The organism is Micromonospora sp. D93 (genome assembly GCF_018070365.1).
In the GTDB taxonomy this organism is placed as follows: Bacteria; Actinomycetota; Actinomycetes; order Mycobacteriales; family Micromonosporaceae; genus Micromonospora; species Micromonospora ureilytica.
The window spans coordinates 1-16,607 of record NZ_JAGPXW010000004.1; the positions used below are offsets into that span (position 1 = coordinate 1).

The following is a 16,607-nucleotide window of genomic DNA, read 5'->3' on the forward strand; positions in this document are numbered from 1 at the left end:
TAACCCACGACCTCACACGGACCAAGGAGATACGACGTCAGCGAGCGACCACCACGATTTTCAGCCCGGAACGGGCCGCATCGCCAGAGGCGACAGGGACTAACCCCGCCCGCCCCCGCCCCGCCCCCGCCCCGCCCGCGTCGGCCAAGGGGTTGTGGCGGGGGTGCAGAACTCGCGAAACGTCTGGTGCGCCCACCACATCGCCATGATCGACACGGGCGGGGTCGGCCTGGCGTGGGGGTGGGCATAGGGGGTCGGCACGCTATCGAGTTGATGCCATGAACGAATCGCTGGGCTCGGCTCGGCTCGGCTCGCTCGGCTCGGCTCGCTCGGCTCGCTCGGCTCGGCTCGCTCGGCTCGGCTCGGGTCGGGTCAACCAGGCCCTGAATCGTTTACGACATCAGCTCCAAAGGAGCAGGCAGGGACACGCTCCCCAGGGGCGGGCCGCAGGATGCCCGGTAGGCCGCCCCGGCCGACGACGACCAGGGCGACCTCCCAGCCGACCGGGCCGGGGCGGGAGTTAGGTGAGGGTGGCCAGGGCTTTTGCGTAGGTCGGGGGGATGTGGTTGGGGCCACCGGGGGTGAAGACATCGGACGTGGCCACTGCGGACCAGGCCGTCTCCGGGACGGCGTCGACCAGGGCCTGGATCACCGGGGCGTCGCGCCACTGGTCCTGCTCGGCGAGGAGGCCGAGGGCCACCACCGACTCCTCGACCTCGCCCACGCACTCGAACGGCTTGTGCCCGTCCACGCCCAGCAGCTCGCGGTAGCCGGGGATCTGCGACTCGTCGGCCAGCAGGTCGCCGCCGAAAATGCCCACCACCCGCTCCCGGGGCATGAACGGCGCCATGGCCAGGAACACGAAGCGGCACTTCGGGCAGTCACGGCACCAGCGCTCACTCGCGTCGCGAAGCTTGAACGCCTGGTTGCAGCTGGTCACCACGTCGTCGTACCTGGTGAACTCGGCGAACAGCCGGGCGATGTGCAGCTCGGACAGCGAACGCAGCAGGGAGAAGTACGGGTCGGTCAGGCCGGCGTGCTCGCCCAGCGACGCCCGCAGCAGTCCCTCCGCCTCGACGCCCTTGGACCACTGGTGGTTGATCTCGTGGCCGTTCCAGACCAGGTTCGGGTCGGACGCCGAACGCTCGTTGGACATCACCACCGGGCCCAGCCCGTGCAGGACGGCGGTGGCCACCGCGATCAGGGAGTTGATGGCGGTGACCGGGATGTGCCCGTTCAGCGCGCCGGCGGCGTTCAGGTCGAACAGCACCCTGTCGATGCGCCGCCGGGCGGCCAGCGGGACCAGCCCGGACGCCTCGTTGACGGCGACGATCACGTGGTTCGGGTTGACCGAGAACGGCACCGGGTCCAGCTCGGCGCGGCGCAGCGCCTCCAGACTGACGATCGAGTCCTTACCGCCGCCGACCGCCGAGAGCGGCCGACGGTCGGAGTCGTCGTACACGCGCGGGGGCTCCGGCGAGCCGGCCGGCACCTCCGGGCGCAGTTGGAGCACGTGCGGCAGCTGGTTGCGGTACGCGTACTCCGCGAGGCCCTTGGTGTAGACGGCCGTGACGTAGTCGACGGTGGCCGCGCCCAGCGGCGCCGGCAGCACGAGTCGGGGCGGCGCGGCGGCCTTGTAGTAGCTGACCCCGGCGACCAGGTGTAGCACCTCCAGCACCCGGTTGAGGGTCGCCACCGTCTCGTCCGAGGGTGGCTCCGCCGGCAGCGGAAGTGTGATCACCTCGGTGAACCGCTGCTCACCGGCCGGGCCGGTCAGGGCGTAGTCGAACAACACCTCGCCGGTGGCGAAGTCGATCGAGTAGGACGGGAAGGTGAAGGCGTCCATCCGCCGGAGCTGCTCGTTGGGCACACGCCATACTAGGCCCTGGTTCGTCCGGCCGTGTCCGGACCGGGCCCGCCCTGCCGCCGCCGTGACCCACGAGGAGAGCCCCGTGCGCCTTTCTGACCTGCGCGGACGTACCGTCGCCGTCTGGGGCACCGGTCGGGAGGGCCGGGCCGCTGTGACCGCCATCGCCGCGCACGGCCCGGCCGAGCTGGTCGCCGTCGACGACAGCGCGAACTTCCTGTCGCTGCCCTGGGACGGCCCCCTGGCCGAGGCGGCGCCGCTGGTCACTGGTGAGGCGGGCTTCGAACGGCTGGCCGCCGCGGACGTGGTGGTCCGCTCCCCGGGCGTGCCGCAGACCCACCCGTGGCTGGTCGAGCTGCGCCGCCGCGGGATCATGGTTACCCAGGGCACCGCGTTGTGGATGGCCGACCACGCCGCGCGCACCGTCGGGGTCACCGGCAGCAAGGGCAAGAGCACCACCTCCAGCCTGATCAGTCACCTGCTCACCGCGATGGGCCGGCCGAACGTCTTCGGCGGCAACATCGGGGTGCCGACCCTGGACCTGCCGGAGGCGGAGCTGTACGTGCTGGAGCTGTCCAGCTACCAGTGCAGCGACCTCGCCGACTCGCCCCGGGTGGCCGTGGTCACCGCGCTCTTTCCCGAGCACCTGGACGCGCACGGCGGGGAACGGGAGTACTACCGGGACAAGCTCAACCTGCTCGCCCACGACCCGCAGACGATCGTGGTCAACGGGGGCGACCCCCGGCTCGCCGCGGAGCTGGGTGAGCTGCCGGCGGTCCGGGCCGGCCGCCCCGACACCACCCACGTCGCCACCGGCGTCGACGGCACGCAGTGGTTCCACGTCGGTGACCAGCCGCTCTTCCCCCGCGCCGTGCTGCCGCTGGTCGGCCGGCACAACGAGGGCAACCTCTGCGTCGCGCTCACCGTCCTCGACGCGCTCGGCGTGGACGTGCTGGCCAACAAGGACCACCTCGCCGTCGCGGTCGCCGAGTTCCAGGGGCTGGCCCACCGACTCACCGAGATCACCGACCCGTCCGGGTTGACGTTCGTCGACGACACCCTGGCCACCAGCCCGTACGCGGCCATGCACGCCATCGACGCGTACGACGGGCGGCCGCTGACGGTGATCGTCGGGGGCAACGACCGGGGTCTGGACTACACGCCGTTGGCCGAGCACCTTGCCGAGCGTGAGTTGACCGTGATCGGGATTCCGGACAGCGGGGCCCGCATCGTCGAGGTGCTCACCGGCCTGCCGAAGGTGCGTACCGAACTGGTCGGCGACCTGGTGGACGCGGTCCGGCTGTCCCGTGAGGTGACCCCGGCCGGTGGGGTGGTGCTGCTGTCCCCGGCTGCCCCCAGCTACGGCCGGTTCCGCAACTTCGAGCACCGCTCCGAGGTCTTCGCCCAGGCCGTCGCCGACACCGCCCGCTGAGCCCGCCTCAGCGCCGGTCGAGCCCGGCGTGCAGGGCGCGCATCGAGCGGATCGCCGAGCGGATCTCCTGGAGGTATCGCCCCGGCGTGAGTGTCTGCTCGGGCAGCACCGCCAGGTCGGCAAGCGTCGGGTCCACGCCGACCGTGTCGATGGCACACCCGTAGGGCAGGGCCAGCGTGCGCAGCGCGTCGCAGTGCTGGAACGGCACGTAGATCGGCGCGGTGACCATCAGGACCTCGTCGCCCGGGGCGAGCCGGACGTGCCCGGCCCAGAACCGCTGGGTGTCGGCGGTGTGCGCACGCCGCTGGTCCGGTTCGCTGGACGGCGCGGCCAGCACCCGGATCGGCGGCAGCCCGTCCGGCCGGTAGGTCCGCGACGACCAGGAGTGGTGCGGGTGGCCGGCGTCGACACCCGCCTGCTCGGTCGGGGCGGCCACCCCGAACACCCGGCGGACGGCCGTTTCCAGCACGTCCACCTCGGTCTCGTCGGCCGGCAGACCCGCGTCGGCCAGCGTGCGGCGCTCCCAGTCCGACAGCGGCCGAAAGCTGCCCAGGACGGCGACCTCGCCGCTCACCGGTAGGCCGGTGCGGAGCAGGTGCGCGGCGTAGCCGACGCGGCGTACGCAGGCGTGCGCCAGGCCGCCGAGCACCACCACATGGGCGTACGCCGACCGGGCCGGTGGCACCGGCTGGATCAGCCCGAGCGCGGCGGCCGCGTCGAGCACCAGTTTCGCGGTGGCCGGGTCGAGGTCGGGTTCCCGGGCGTCGGGTCGTTCCCGGCCGCCCCGGAAGTCCCAGTGGCGGGCGGAGAAGTCGTCGAGGTAACCGAGCACCTCGCTGAGGTCACCGTCGGGCCAGGTGCCGCCGAAGTGGGCGACCAGGCCGCGCAGCGGGGTGGAGCAGACCCAGGCCCGATTCTCCGCCGTGATCCGCTCGTCGTCCGTCCCGGTCGACGGCGCCGCGTCCGCTCTGTGCACCTGCCGGATGCTACCGCCCGGCGCGGTGGGGCCGGTGGTTGTGGTTGCTGTCTACGCTGGCGGAAGCGGTTGATTGGGGGATGTCGATGACCCGTGACGTGGCCCGGCAAAGAGTGCGGGACAGCGGCAGCTCCACCGCGGGCTTCGTCCGCCTGGTGGCGCACACCGACCCGGTGGCGTTGGTCGGCATCACGTTGTCGATCACCCTCAGCCTCGCGCTCGACCTCACCAACGCCGCCTCCGGGGTGGAGTCGCTGTTGGCCGGCCTGATGGGCGTCACCATCTCGCTGTTGGTCGACTCACTGGCCCGCGCGGAGCGCCGCTTCCACCTGCGTACCCTGCTGGACGGCCCGCCCTGGCTGGTCCGCACCACCACGGAGCTGGCCGGGGCCATGCGGGAGGCGGCGGAGCAGCACGCGGGCACCCGGGTCGAGGTGGAGGCTCAGCGGCGCTACGAGCAGTTCCGGCTGGAGGCCGAGCAGCTCGCGGACGGTCGGATCATCCGGCGCGGCGACGAGGACGAGGACCTGGTCGGGGCGACCCGCACCTGCGTGCGGCGGCTGGACGCGTTGACAAACGTGATGCCCCGGGTGAGCGGGGAGCTGAGCTGGTGGCGCAGCGAGATCGGCCGGCGCTACTGGGAGGCCAACCAGGAGGCCCTGCAACGGGGTGTTCAGATCACCCGGGTCTTCGTCTACGCCACGCTGACCGACGAGCTGTCCGCGTTGGTGCAACGGCAGCGCGCGGCCGGGGCGCGGGTGGGTCTGCTGCCTCTCGGTGTGGTCAGTCCGAACCTGTACGTCAACCTGACACTGTGGGACGGGTCGAGCTGTTGGGAGGCCCACATGACCGCGCACGGCGAGATCGGCGAGAATCAGTTCTCGGTCAACCGCACGGACGTCGCCCGGCTCACCCGTGTGTTCGACAGCTGCGTGAACGCCGCGACCTTCCAGGACTGACGGCCCCCATCGGGGCGGGGACGGGAGAGCCATGACGTGGAGCGCGGTCCTGCTGGTGACGGCAGTGGTCTGGGCGGTCAGCGTGATCCGCTCCGTCCGGCTCCGCGCGCTGGTCTACAGTCTGCCGCTGCCGATGACGCTAGCCCTGGTCAGCACGGACTATCCGGTGGGCGGCGCGCAGGTGCTCGGCGTGGTCGGGCTCAACCTCTTCTTCGTCACCGTGGCGGTCACCCACCAGCTGTGGCGTTGGCCGATCCTGCTCGCCGACGTCGCGGGGATCGCCGTGTACGTGGCGTTGAGCGCCGGCCTGTTGGCCGTCGACATCCCGTTTGAGGTGGCCCTCGCCGGCACGCTCGCGCTCTGGTTGGCGACCGTCCTGCTGCTACGCCGTCGCGCCAGCGACAGCGACAGCCCGCGCGGCGCTTCCGCTGTGGAGGCGGCCGCCGTCGCGGAGGCTCGCCCGGACGGGCTGCCGCCGTTGCTCAAGCTGGTGGTGATCTTCGTTGGGGCGATCCTCACCGCGCTGCTCGGCGCCGTGCTGCGCGGCATGGTGGTGACGTTCCCGTACTCGGGGGTGCTCGTCGCCGTCGAGGCCCGCCGGCAGTTGGCCGAGTTCAGTAGGCACTTCGCCCGCAACAGCCTCGCGCTGGTCGGCTTCCTGACCGGCTACCACTACCTTCAGGACGTCTCGTCGGGCGTGGCGCTGGGCGCCGGCTGGGCGGTGTTCGCGGTGGTCGCTGCCGTCCTGCACCTGCCGTTGCGTCCCCGCCGGGTCGCGCAGGCGAGCCGCCCGCCGGGGGCGTTGCGGCGGGCGACCGAGCCACAGACACCTACCGGCCTGCCCTGACCAGCTCGGCGATCCGGGTGAGCGGTTCGGCGTACGCGGGCCAGTCGAGGCCGTCGACGCTGAGCGTGGGGCGGCGACGTACGCCGTCCACAGCGCCCGCGCGCACGATCGCGGTCAGCAGGTCGTACGACCAGGCGGGCTCCAGGAGCGTCCGCAGCTCGGGCACCTCGGGGCGGAGCAGCGACAGCGCGCCGACGAGGGCGGCGGCGGCCCAGTTGGACGTGCCGCCGACGAGCAGCGCGTCCGCGCCGACCACGCACCGGATCCGTTCGCCCGAGGCGACCACCCGTCCGATCAGGTCCGCTGGTAGGCGGCCCATGCCGAGTTCGTTGCCACCGTCGCCGATGCCGATCCGGTACGCCGACCCGGAGGTGTAGAGCCGGTCGAGGGGTGCCGTGTGCGCGCCGATGTCGTCGCCGCGCATGTTGCGCGGTCGACCGTCCATCCCGGGCCCGACGCGTTCGCAGGCGATGAGGTGGGTCAGCCGGCCGTACTCGGGGAGGAGCGCGGCGGCCCACTCGTCGTACCCCCGCAGCGGCGCCACGTCGACCGGCAGGCCCGGCGCGGCGACGGCGGCGGCCACCTCGACCACCGGGGCGCAGGGTTCGTCGGTGACGAGCCGGCACCGGCCACCGAGCTGGCGTAGCGCGGCGGCGATCTGGACCGCGCCGAGTGGGCCGTCGGTCTCCGCGGCGGGTGGCTCGGCGCCGGGGATGAAGAACCCGGTGAACACCGCGGCGTCCGGCGCCCCGGCGGCGAGCGACCGGGCGGCGGCCAACAGTCCGCCGGCCGCGGGTTCGGCCAGCGCCTCGCTGCCCCGGCCCACCTCGCGCGCGGCGACGCGCTCCAGCTCGGCGATCGTCTCTTCGATGCGCACCGTGTGGCCTCCCCGGCGACAGTGGACCGACCCAGGGTAGCGGCGGGTGACCAGACTGCGGATCCAGTGGGTTTTTCCCATGAGTGCTGCGGAAATCATGGGTCAAGGCCAACCCTTGCCGTGGAAACCGTTGACGTGCTGTCAGGTCGAGACGCCCATGCGCTACAGGCTGACAGTTGTTCGCATCGACCGGCGGTGGGAGCGTGCGGTATCCACGAACGCCGCTGAAGGGTTGCCACGATGACCGACGACCTGCTGGCCCGGCACCGGGCCGTGCTCCCGTCCTGGATGCCGTTGTACTACGCCGAGCCGATCGAGCTGGTGTCCGGCTCGGGCCGCCGGGTGACCGACGCGCAGGGTCGCAGCTACCTGGACTTCTTCGGCGGCGTGTTGACCAACATGATCGGGTACGACATCCCGGAGATCCGGGAGGCCGTCGAGCGGCAGCTCGCCACCGGCATCGTGCACACCTCGACGCTCTACCTGATCCGCCGACAGGTGGAGCTGGCCGAGAAGATCGCCCACCACTCCGGCATCCCGGACGCCCGGGTGTTCTTCACCAACTCCGGCACCGAGGCGAACGAGGCCGCGCTGCTGGTCGCCACCAACCACCGCCGCTCGCACCAGATCCTGGCCGTGCGCAACAGTTACCACGGTCGGTCGTACGCGGCGATGGGCGTCACCGGCAACCGCAACTGGTCGGCCAGCGGCCTCAACCCGCTCCAGGTGGCCTGGTTGCACTCCGGTGACCGGGTGCGCGGCATGCTGGCCCGGCTCGGCGAGGACGAGCAGGTCGACGCGGCGGTCGAGGACCTGCGCGAGGTGCTGGCCACCCAGACCGCCGGTGACGTGGCCGCGCTGATCGCCGAGCCGATCCAGGGTGTGGGCGGTTTCGTGCACCCGCCGGACGGGCTCTTCGCCGGCTGGAAGAAGGTCCTCGACGAACACGGCATTCTTTTCATCGCCGACGAGGTGCAGACCGGGTGGGGGCGTACCGGGGAGCACTTCTGGGGTTACCAGGCGCACGGCGTCACCCCGGACCTGCTCACCTTCGCCAAGGGCATCGGCAACGGGTTCGTCCTGGCCGGGGTGGTCGGCCGGGCCGAGGTGCTGGAGTCGGTGCCGGCCATCAGCTTCTCCACCTTCGGCGGCAACCCGATCTCCACGGCGGCCGGCAACGCGGTGCTCGACTACGTCCTGGAGCACGACCTGCAGGCGAACGCGGCACGTGTCGGCGCGATCCTCGCCGACGGCCTGCGGTCCGCCGTGGGCGGTCTCGACTGCGTCGCCGAGGTACGCGGAAAGGGGCTGATGCTCGGCGTCGAGTTCGTCCGACGGGGCAGCAGCGAGCCGGACCCGGGGCTGACCAACCGGGTCTTCGAAGCCGCCCGCGAAGGCGGTCTGCTGACCGGCAAGGGCGGCCTGCACGGCAACGTGCTGCGGATGGGTCCACCGTTGACGCTGACCGAGGAGGAGGCCCGCGAGGGCCTGGCGATCCTCGTCGACGCGATCCGTTCGGCTGCGGGGGTGGCGGCATGAGCATCGGTCACTTCATCGACGGCAAGCGGGTCGGCGGCACGTCCGAGCGCCGCGGCGACGTGTTCGACCCGGCGACCGGTCGGCGTACCGCCGAGGTCGAGCTGGCCTCGACCGCGGACGTCGACGTCGCGGTGCGGGCCGCCGCCCGTGCGGCGCGGGCTTGGCGGGACGCGTCGCTGGCGCGGCGGTCCGCTGTGCTGTTCGCCTTCCGCGAGTTGGTGCACGCCCGCCGCGACCGGCTCGCCGAGGTGATCACCGCCGAGCACGGCAAGGTCCTCGCCGACGCCGCCGGCGAGGTGCAGCGTGGCCTGGAGGTCATCGAGTACGCGTGCGGGCTGCCCTCGGCGCTGCGCGGCGCGTTCAGCGAGAACGTGTCCACCGAGGTCGACTCGTACACCATCCGGCAGCCGCTCGGGGTGGTCGCGGTGATCTCCCCGTTCAACTTCCCGGTGATGGTGCCGCTGTGGTTCGTGCCGGTGGCGGTGGCCTGCGGCAACGCGGTGGTGCTCAAGCCGAGTGAGAAGGACCCGAGCGCGGCGCTGCTGCTGGCCGAGTGGTTCGCCGAGGCCGGCCTGCCCGACGGGGTGCTCAACGTAATCAACGGCGACAAGGAGGCGGTCGACGCGTTGCTGGAGCACCCGGAGGTGCGGGCGGTGTCGTTCGTCGGCTCCACCCCGATCGCCCGGTACGTCTACCAGCGCGGAACGGCCGCCGGTAAGCGGGTGCAGGCGCTCGGTGGGGCGAAGAACCACATGGTGGTGCTTCCGGACGCCGACCTGGACCTGGCCGCCGACGCGGCGGTCAACGCCGGGTTCGGCTCGGCGGGGGAGCGGTGCATGGCCATCTCGGTGCTGGTGGCGGTGGAGCCGGTGGCCGACGCGCTGGTCGAGCGGATCGCCGCGCGGGTGACCGGTCTGCGCACCGGCGACGGTCGACGGGGCTGCGACATGGGCCCGCTGGTCACCGCCGCGCACGCGGCGAGGGTGCGCTCCTACGTGGACGCCGGTGTCGCCGCCGGCGCGGTGCCGGTGGTGGACGGGCGGGACGTCACACCGGATGGCGACCCGGATGGTTTCTGGCTCGGCCCGACACTGTTCGACCGGGTGACAGCGGACATGTCGATCTACACCGACGAGATCTTCGGGCCGGTGCTGAGCGTGGTCCGGGTCGGCTCGTACGACGAGGCGGTGGACCTGGTCAACGCCAGCCCGTACGGCAACGGCACGGCGATCTTCACCAACGACGGCGGGGCGGCCCGGCGCTACCAGCACGAGGTGGAGGTGGGCATGGTCGGGATCAACGTGCCGATTCCGGTGCCGATGGCGTACCACTCGTTCGGCGGCTGGAAGTCGTCCCTCTTTGGTGACCTGCACGCCCACGGCGAGGACGGGGTGCGGTTCTTCACCCGGGGCAAGGTTGTCACCAGCCGCTGGTTGGATCCGCGGCACGGCGGGGTCAACCTCGGGTTCCCCACCCAGACCTGAACAGTGGTGCGTCCGATACTGATCAGCGTCGCGATCTTCACCGTCCGCAGCCACGGGAACCAGTTCCTGCTGGCGCAGGTGCTGTCGCGAGGCGACGAGTCCACGTGGATGCTGGCGCAGAGACTGTTCGCGCTCTCGGTCAGCCAGGGCCATTCCGGACTCTTCGCCGCCGACTGAGCATTGAGGTGCTCCCGGTCCTCGCCGCCCAGGTGGCGTTCCAGTGCCAGGTGCAGGCCGGCCCAACCGCAGGCCAACTCAAGTAATACGCACCCACCCCTGACCGATCCCGATCAGCGCCTTGATCGTGCTCGATCCTGGATGTGGTCCCCTCCTCGCGGGCGTGAGGCCACTACATCCTGGTTCGAGCGCGATCCTGTCCGGGCGCGACCCGGCCAGGCGCGGGGTGGTGGGTCAGGGGGTGGGGAAGAGGCGGGCGTGCAGGGCGGCCGGGTCGGTCACCTCGGGCAGGCCGCGGGCGGCGAGCCAGGCTGCGGCGGCGGCCCCGTCTCCGGCGGTACGCAGTGGCGCGTCCGGCCAGTGCCGGGTGATCTCGGCCCGGACGGCGGCGGCGAGCGGGGTGTCCGCGGTGAGGAGGCCGCCGCCGAGCACGACAGGCGTCACCGCCCCGGGGGTGCGGATGCGGCTCACGCTCTCGGTGAGGTGCGCGGCGGCTTCGGTGATCAGCGCGGTGGCGACCGGGTCGCCGTGGGTGGCGGCGTCGACGACGAGCGGTGCGAGCCGGGCCAGTTCGATGGGGGGTCGTCGGGTCACCGTCTGGATGGTGGCGTCGACGGTGTCCCGGGGGCGGGCGGCGATGTCGGCGCTGCCCAGGAGTTCGGTGAGCACGGTGGTGGTCAGCGCGCCAAGACCACGTCCGGCGTCGAGGTCGGCGAGCAGTCGGCGCACCGCCTCGCGACCGAGCCAGAAGCCGGAGCCGGCGTCGCCGAGGAGCCAGCCGTGACCGTCGGCGATCCGGTCGAGTCGCAGCTCGTGGACCTGGGCGGTGATCGCCCCGGTGCCGGCGATGAGGATGGTTCCGTCCGGGGCGGCGGTGCCGGAGGCGTAGGCGACCAGGGCGTCGCCGTGCACCTCGTACGGGCAACGCAGGCCGGCGTCGTGCCAGGTCCTGTCGAAGGCGGCCCGGCCGGCCGGGTCGGCGAGCAGCCGGCCGGCTCCGGCGAGCCCGATGGTGCCGGCGGCCACCCGTGTCGGGTCGACGTCGGCGAGCGCCTCGCGCAGCGCGGTCAGCAGTTCGGCGGCGGCACGTTCGGCGCCGTGACTTGTGGGGTTGCCACCGCCGGCGCGGCCGGCACCGACGCGTTGCCCGGTGAGGGTGAGGACGGTCGCCCGGGTGGACGTACCGCCGACATCGAGACCCACCACGACGGTGTCGGACATCGGCACGGGTCTCCTTGCGTGAAGCGGCGATCTGGCGTGTTCATGCTGGTCGGCGGCGTCGTGCGGGGCAAGTTGGGCCGGGCGCGAGGGGCTGTGCAGCAGGTAACAGTTTGAAAACTTCGCCCACAGTCTTGACACAGGGGGCCGTTCAGTAAGAACTTTTACCACTAACAGTTAACAGTCTTTTCGGAAAGCTGAGGCGACCCATGGTTGATCACGAGGTGGACACCGCCGCGGGGACCGCGGTGGTCGACGCCGAGGTGATCGACCGGCGGACGGCCTCCGACGGAGTGCTGGCTCGGGTCCGCAACGGGCTCAGCGAGTTGACAGGCGCCCTGCGCCGGGTCGCCGAGCACGTGCTCAGCGACCCGGAGGCCGCCGCCCGCTCGACAATCGTCGAGCTGGCCGAGCGCAGCGGCACCTCACCGGCGACCATCACCCGCTTCTGCCGGGCGATGGGCTTCGAGGGGTACGCCGACCTGCGGCTGGGCATCGCCTCCGAAACCGGCCGCGCGCGCTCGGCCGGTTGGACCATCGACATCGGACGGGAGATCCAGCCGAGCGACCCGCTCGCCCGGGTGCTCGACCAGATCATGGCCGCCGACACCCGGGCCATGCACGACACCGCAACCCTGCTCGACCTCACCGAGGTGGAGCGGGCCGCGGTGGCGATCGCCGGCGCCAACCGGGTCAACATCTTCGGCGCCAGCGGCAGCGCCCTGGTCGGCGAGGAGATGCAGTTCAGCCTGCATCGCATCGGTGTGGCGGCGTGGGCGTGGAACGACGTGCACGAGGGCCTGGCCAGCGCCGCATTGCTGCGATCGGGGGACGTGGCGCTCGGCATCTCGCACACCGGGCAGACCCGGGAGACGATCGAGATGCTCGCCGAGGCGGGCAGCCGGGGCGCCACCACGCTCGCGCTCACCGGCTTCCCCCGCTCACCGTTGGCCGAGCTGGCCGACATCGTGCTGCTCACGGCCAGCCAGGCGACCACCTTCCGGCCGGACGCGCTCTCCGCCCGGCACCCCCAGCTGGTGGTGCTCGACCTGCTCTACATCGCCGTCGCCCAACGCACGCACGACCGCGCGCACGCGGCCTTCCGGCGGACCGCGCAGGCCGTCGACGGGCACAAGGCAGCGAAAGGGGTCCCTTCATGATCAGCGCCCAGGGGTTCGCGGACGCCGTCCGCCCGGTGCTCGACCGGCTGCTCGACTCGGAGGCCGACGGGATCACCCGGGCCGCCGACCTGATCGCCGACAGCCTGCGCGACGGCGGGGTGCTCCAGGCGTTCGGCGCCGGGCACTCGGAGGCGTTCGCCGCCGAGCTGGTCGCCCGTGCCGGCGGCCTGGTGCCCACCAACCGGCTCTCGGTACGGGACCTGGTGATGCACGGAGACGCCCCGCGCGACGTGCTCTCCGACCCCAAGCTGGAACGTGATCCCTCCATCGCCCACCAGATCTACGCGCTCGCGGCGCCCCAGCCGCGCGACGTGTTCGTGGTGGCGTCCCAATCCGGCATCAACGGCTCGGTGGTCGAGCTGGCGGCGCTGGTCACCGAGCGCGGTCACCCGTTGATCGCGGTCACCTCGGTCGAGCACACCGCACGGGTGGCTCCACGGCACCCGTCCGGGCATCGGCTCGCCGACCTCGCCGACGTCGTGCTGGACAATGGCGCGCCGTACGGCGATGCACTGCTGCCGCTCGAGGGCGGCGGCGCGGTCTGTGCGGTCTCCTCGGTCACCACGGCGCTGCTGGCGCAGCTGCTGACCGCAGAGGTCGTACGACGGTTCCACCAGGCCGGGGAGGTACCCCCTATCTACCTCTCCGCCAACGTCCCCGGCGGGGACGAGCACAACCTCGCCCTCGAGTCGCGGTACGCCGGACGTCTCCGGCGTACCGCATGACCCGAATTCCACAAGGAGAGACGACGATGTCGATTACCCCCGAACACCCGGCCGCACTCGACCGTCGCACGGTGCTTCGTCGTGCCGCCGCCGTGGGCATGCTCGCCACTCCGGCCATCGGCCTGCTCGGCGCCTGCGCCACCAGCGGCAGCGACGGTGACAACGAGCAGGTCGCCGGCGGCACCAAGAGCGAGAAGAACCCGCTGGGCGTCAAGGAGGACGCCGCGATCGAGGTGGTCATCTTCAACGGTGGCTACGGCGAGAAGTACGCCACCGACGTGCACGAGCCGCTGTACAAGACGGCGTTCCCCAAGGCGGAGATCAAGCACCAGGCCACCCAGGCCGTCTCCACGGTGCTCCAGCCGCGGTTCGCCTCCGGCAACCCGCCGGAGTTCGTGAACAACTCGGGCGAGAAGCTGATGGACTTCGGCGCGCTCGTCGCCGACGGTCAGCTCCAGGACCTCACCGAGCTGTGGGACGCGCCGTCGGTCGACGACCCGGCCAAGAAGGTCCGCGACACGGTGGTGCCCGGCACCATCGAGGCCGGTTCGTTCAACGGCAAGCCGTTTGTCCTGTACTACGTCTCCACTGTCTTCGGCATCTGGTACTCGTCGAAGCTCTTCAAGGACAACGGCTGGGCGCCGGCGAAGAGCTGGGACGAGTTCATCACCCTGCTCACGAACATCAAGGCCAAGGGCATCACCCCGTACGGCTACGCCGGCGCGAACGCGGCCTACTACCAGTGGAACGTGATCCTCACCCAGGCCGCCAAGATCGGCGGCACGGACGTGCTGAAGAACATCGACAACCTGGAGGACGGCGCCTGGAAGCAGGACGCCGTGAAGCAGGCGGCCGCCGCGTGGGCCGAGGTCGGGGCGAAGTTCAGCGACAAGAGCTTCGAGGGCCTCAAGCACACCGACGTGCAGCTGCGGCAGAACCAGTACAAGGTGGCCCTGTACCCCAGCGGTGACTGGCTGGAGGGCGAGCAGAAGAAGGACACCCCGGCCGGCTTCGACTACCAGCTCATGCCGGTGCCGGGCCTGACCGCCTCGGACAAGCTGCCGGCCACCGCGCTGCGCGCCACCGCCGGTGAGGGTTACTTTGTCTCGGCGAAGAGCAAGAACCCCAAGGGCGGGCTGGAGTACATGCGTCAGATGCTGTCGAAGGCGGGCGCGAAGGGTTTCACCGAGGTGGTCAAGGCCCCGACCGTGGTCACCGCCGGTTCGGAGGGCTTCGCCTTCCCGCCGGGTGTGGCCAGCTCGCAGGCCGCGCTCAAGGCGGCCGGTCAGGACGTGTTCAACCTGTACTTCGACGGCTGGTACAAGGAGCTCGACACGGAGGCGCGTACCGCCACCAACGAGCTGATGTTCGGCCGGATCAACGCGGACGCCTTCGTGGAGCGGATCCAGAAGCGCGCCGACGCCATCAAGAAGGACAGCTCCGTCACCAAGTTCAAGCGCTGATCGATCGGAGCTAGGGTCATGCGGCACGGCAAGTATCCATTCGTGATCGGGTTCCTGTTCGCCCCGGTCGCGCTGTACGTGACATTCGTGATCTGGCCGTACGCTCAGGCGTTCCAGATCTCGATGACCAACTGGCGGGGGCTGTCCGCCCCGCAGTGGGTGGGCTTCGACAACTACCGGAGGCTGCTCGACGACGGCGCCTTCTGGAAGGCGGTCCAGCACCACGGCGTACTGCTGCTTGCCCTGCCGCTGATCACCATTGCCATCGCCCTGTTCTTCGCCTTCCTGCTCAACGTGGGTGGCAAGAGCAGCGGCGGGCAACGCCAGGGGGTCTGGGGGGCGAAGTTCTACCGGGTGGTGTTCTTCTTCCCCCAGGTCCTGGCGGTGGCCATCATCGCGGTGTTGTTCCAGATGGTGTACCGGCCGAACGAGTCCGGCCTGATCAACGGCGTGCTGATGAAGTTCGGCCTGGAGCCGGTTCTCTTCCTGGTGAAGCCGAACCTGGCCCTGTGGTCGATCATCGCGGTGCTGGTCTGGCAGGCTGTCGGCTTCTACGTGGTGCTCTTCTCGGCCGGGATGGCCTCCATCCCCGGTGAGATCTACGAGGCCGCCGAGATGGACGGGGCGACGAAGGTGACCCTGTTCTTCCGGGTCACCCTGCCGCTGCTGTGGGACACCCTCCAGGTGGCCTGGGTGTACCTCGGGATCGCGGCGTTCGACGCGTTCGCCATCGTGGCGGTGCTCTCGGTGGACGGTGGCGGCCCCGACGGCGCCACCACGGTGCTGGCCATGGAGATCTACCGCAACGCGTTCGTCTACTCGAAGTACGGCTACGCCTCGGCGATGGGCGTGGCGCTGTTCTTCCTCACCCTCACGTTCGCGGCGCTGACGCTGCGGCTCACCAAGCGGGAAAGCGTGGAGTACTGATGAATCCGCAGTCGACGCTGCCGCCGACCCCGGCGGCGCTTCCGCCGAAGACCGGTGACCCGTCCGCCCCCGCCGGGCCGGGAGGCAAGGGCCCCCGCTCTGAGGTAAAGCTCTTCTCCGGCCTGGGGCACGTCGCGCTCGCCGTGTGGGCGGTGATCGTGATCGTGCCGATCCTCTGGACCTTCCTCGCCGCGTTCAAGAACACCAGCGAGATCTTCAGCAGCCCGTGGACGCTCCCGGCCGAGCTGCGCTGGGAGAACTTCGGGCGGGCCTGGACGAAGGCGCACGTCGGGCGGTACTTCCTCAACAGCGTGATCGTCGTGTCGTGCAGCACGTTCCTCACCATGCTGCTCGGCTCGATGGCCGCGTACGTGCTGGCCCGTTACAAGTTCTGGGGCAACCGGGCGGTCTACTTCCTCTTCGTCTCGGGGTTGGCCTTCCCGGTCTTCCTGGCTCTGGTGCCGCTCTTCTTCGTGGTGAAGAACCTGGGTCTGTTGGACACCCACACCGGCGTGGTGCTGGTCTACACCGCGTACTCCCTGCCCTTCACCGTGTTCTTCCTGGCCGCGTTCTTCAAGACGCTGCCGTCGTCGGTGGCCGAGGCGGGGATGATCGACGGCTGCGGGCACAGCCGGCTGTTCTTCAAGGTGATGATGCCGATGGCGAAGCCGGGCCTGATCAGCGTCGCGATCTTCAACATCATCGGTCAGTGGGCGCAGTACCAGCTCCCGTTGGTGCTGCTCTCCAACGCCAAGGACAAGTGGGTGCTCACCCAGGGCATCGCCGACATCTCGGTCAACGCCGGCTACGAGGCGGACTGGTCCGGATTGTTCGCGGCGCTGACCATCGCCATCCTCCCGATGATCATCGTGTACGCGGTCTTCCAGCGTCAGATCCAGGCCGGCCTCACCTCCGGCGCGGTCAAGTAGGGCGCC

Annotated in this window: 15 protein-coding genes; 11 read left to right on the plus strand and 4 right to left on the minus strand. The window is 70.9% G+C overall.

The window, feature by feature from the left end; genetic code table 11:
• Positions 1-520 precede the first annotated feature (520 nt).
• On the minus strand, positions 521-1,870 hold the full coding sequence (locus KBX71_RS06115; RefSeq protein ID WP_210817041.1) for a hypothetical protein: 1,350 nt from the start codon (positions 1,868-1,870) through the stop codon (positions 521-523).
• 82 nt (positions 1,871-1,952) lie between these two features.
• Between KBX71_RS06115 and murD the strand changes: the two genes are divergently transcribed.
• Positions 1,953-3,299, plus strand: coding sequence for a UDP-N-acetylmuramoyl-L-alanine--D-glutamate ligase (murD, locus tag KBX71_RS06120; protein WP_210817042.1), 1,347 nt, complete (start codon positions 1,953-1,955; stop codon positions 3,297-3,299).
• A gap of 7 nt (positions 3,300-3,306) precedes the next feature.
• On the opposite strand, the gene KBX71_RS06125 is transcribed toward murD, so the two are convergent.
• The gene (locus tag KBX71_RS06125; protein ID WP_210817043.1) at positions 3,307-4,275 is read right to left on the minus strand and encodes a hypothetical protein; all 969 of its coding nucleotides are present in this window, start codon (positions 4,273-4,275) and stop codon (positions 3,307-3,309) included.
• A gap of 86 nt (positions 4,276-4,361) precedes the next feature.
• Here KBX71_RS06125 and KBX71_RS06130 point away from each other — a divergent pair, with 86 nt between their 5' ends.
• Positions 4,362-5,234 (plus strand): hypothetical protein, encoded by an 873-nt coding sequence (locus KBX71_RS06130; protein WP_210817044.1) that lies wholly within the window; start codon positions 4,362-4,364, stop codon positions 5,232-5,234.
• A gap of 31 nt (positions 5,235-5,265) precedes the next feature.
• Entirely contained in the window at positions 5,266-6,081 is an 816-nt protein-coding gene (locus tag KBX71_RS06135) for a hypothetical protein (RefSeq protein WP_210817045.1), read from the plus strand.
• Here the strand turns inward: KBX71_RS06135 and KBX71_RS06140 are convergent.
• On the minus strand, positions 6,065-6,958 hold the full coding sequence (locus KBX71_RS06140) for a glutamate cyclase domain-containing protein (RefSeq protein WP_210817046.1): 894 nt from the start codon (positions 6,956-6,958) through the stop codon (positions 6,065-6,067). The two genes, KBX71_RS06135 and KBX71_RS06140, sit on opposite strands and share 17 nt — an antisense overlap.
• 240 nt (positions 6,959-7,198) lie before the next feature.
• Here KBX71_RS06140 and KBX71_RS06145 point away from each other — a divergent pair, with 240 nt between their 5' ends.
• From KBX71_RS06145 to KBX71_RS06155, 3 genes are read left to right on the plus strand one after another with little or no spacing between them, the layout of a single operon-like run.
• Positions 7,199-8,497 carry an aspartate aminotransferase family protein gene (locus tag KBX71_RS06145; RefSeq protein ID WP_210817047.1) on the plus strand — a complete coding sequence of 433 codons (1,299 nt, stop codon included), beginning with the start codon at positions 7,199-7,201 and terminating at the stop codon, positions 8,495-8,497.
• Positions 8,494-9,981 (plus strand): CoA-acylating methylmalonate-semialdehyde dehydrogenase, encoded by a 1,488-nt coding sequence (locus KBX71_RS06150; RefSeq protein ID WP_210817048.1) that lies wholly within the window; start codon positions 8,494-8,496, stop codon positions 9,979-9,981. The genes KBX71_RS06145 and KBX71_RS06150 overlap by 4 nt, the downstream gene beginning before the upstream one ends.
• Positions 9,982-9,984: 3 nt before the next feature.
• Positions 9,985-10,158 (plus strand): hypothetical protein, encoded by a 174-nt coding sequence (locus KBX71_RS06155; protein ID WP_210817049.1) that lies wholly within the window; start codon positions 9,985-9,987, stop codon positions 10,156-10,158.
• A 234-nt stretch (positions 10,159-10,392) separates the two neighbouring features.
• Here the strand turns inward: KBX71_RS06155 and KBX71_RS06160 are convergent, their stop codons facing one another.
• Positions 10,393-11,379, minus strand: coding sequence for an N-acetylglucosamine kinase (locus KBX71_RS06160; RefSeq protein ID WP_210817050.1), 987 nt, complete (start codon positions 11,377-11,379; stop codon positions 10,393-10,395).
• A gap of 206 nt (positions 11,380-11,585) precedes the next feature.
• On the opposite strand from KBX71_RS06160, the gene KBX71_RS06165 reads away from it, so the two are divergent.
• The 5 genes from KBX71_RS06165 to KBX71_RS06185 are packed head-to-tail and all read left to right on the plus strand — an operon-like array spanning position 11,586 to position 16,601.
• The gene (locus KBX71_RS06165) at positions 11,586-12,536 is read left to right on the plus strand and encodes a MurR/RpiR family transcriptional regulator (RefSeq protein WP_210817051.1); all 951 of its coding nucleotides are present in this window, start codon (positions 11,586-11,588) and stop codon (positions 12,534-12,536) included.
• Complete coding sequence (locus tag KBX71_RS06170) at positions 12,533-13,282, plus strand: sugar isomerase domain-containing protein (protein WP_210817052.1); 750 nt, start codon at positions 12,533-12,535, stop codon at positions 13,280-13,282. The genes KBX71_RS06165 and KBX71_RS06170 overlap by 4 nt, the downstream gene beginning before the upstream one ends.
• Positions 13,283-13,308: 26 nt before the next feature.
• Positions 13,309-14,745, plus strand: a complete 1,437-nt coding sequence (gene ngcE, locus KBX71_RS06175) for an N-acetylglucosamine/diacetylchitobiose ABC transporter substrate-binding protein (RefSeq protein ID WP_210817053.1) — start codon at positions 13,309-13,311, stop codon at positions 14,743-14,745.
• An 18-nt stretch (positions 14,746-14,763) separates the two neighbouring features.
• The gene (locus KBX71_RS06180; protein WP_124821807.1) at positions 14,764-15,672 is read left to right on the plus strand and encodes a carbohydrate ABC transporter permease; all 909 of its coding nucleotides are present in this window, start codon (positions 14,764-14,766) and stop codon (positions 15,670-15,672) included.
• On the plus strand, positions 15,672-16,601 hold the full coding sequence (locus KBX71_RS06185) for a carbohydrate ABC transporter permease (RefSeq protein WP_210817054.1): 930 nt from the start codon (positions 15,672-15,674) through the stop codon (positions 16,599-16,601). The genes KBX71_RS06180 and KBX71_RS06185 overlap by 1 nt, the downstream gene beginning before the upstream one ends.
• Positions 16,602-16,607 lie beyond the last annotated feature (6 nt).

Excerpts from the sequence above, each read along its gene's own strand:
- KBX71_RS06130 (WP_210817044.1), top strand. The coding sequence starts at position 4,362 with ATGACCCGTGACGTGGCCCGGCAAAGAGTGCGGGACAGCGGCAGCTCC.
- KBX71_RS06135 (WP_210817045.1), top strand. The coding sequence starts at position 5,266 with ATGACGTGGAGCGCGGTCCTGCTGGTGACGGCAGTGGTCTGGGCGGTC.
- KBX71_RS06145 (WP_210817047.1), top strand. The coding sequence starts at position 7,199 with ATGACCGACGACCTGCTGGCCCGGCACCGGGCCGTGCTCCCGTCCTGG.
- KBX71_RS06150 (WP_210817048.1), top strand. The coding sequence starts at position 8,494 with ATGAGCATCGGTCACTTCATCGACGGCAAGCGGGTCGGCGGCACGTCC.
- KBX71_RS06160 (WP_210817050.1), bottom strand. The coding sequence starts at position 11,379 with ATGTCCGACACCGTCGTGGTGGGTCTCGATGTCGGCGGTACGTCCACC.
- KBX71_RS06165 (WP_210817051.1), top strand. The coding sequence starts at position 11,586 with ATGGTTGATCACGAGGTGGACACCGCCGCGGGGACCGCGGTGGTCGAC.
- KBX71_RS06170 (WP_210817052.1), top strand. The coding sequence starts at position 12,533 with ATGATCAGCGCCCAGGGGTTCGCGGACGCCGTCCGCCCGGTGCTCGAC.
- ngcE (WP_210817053.1), top strand. The coding sequence starts at position 13,309 with ATGTCGATTACCCCCGAACACCCGGCCGCACTCGACCGTCGCACGGTG.
- KBX71_RS06180 (WP_124821807.1), top strand. The coding sequence starts at position 14,764 with ATGCGGCACGGCAAGTATCCATTCGTGATCGGGTTCCTGTTCGCCCCG.
- KBX71_RS06185 (WP_210817054.1), top strand. The coding sequence starts at position 15,672 with ATGAATCCGCAGTCGACGCTGCCGCCGACCCCGGCGGCGCTTCCGCCG.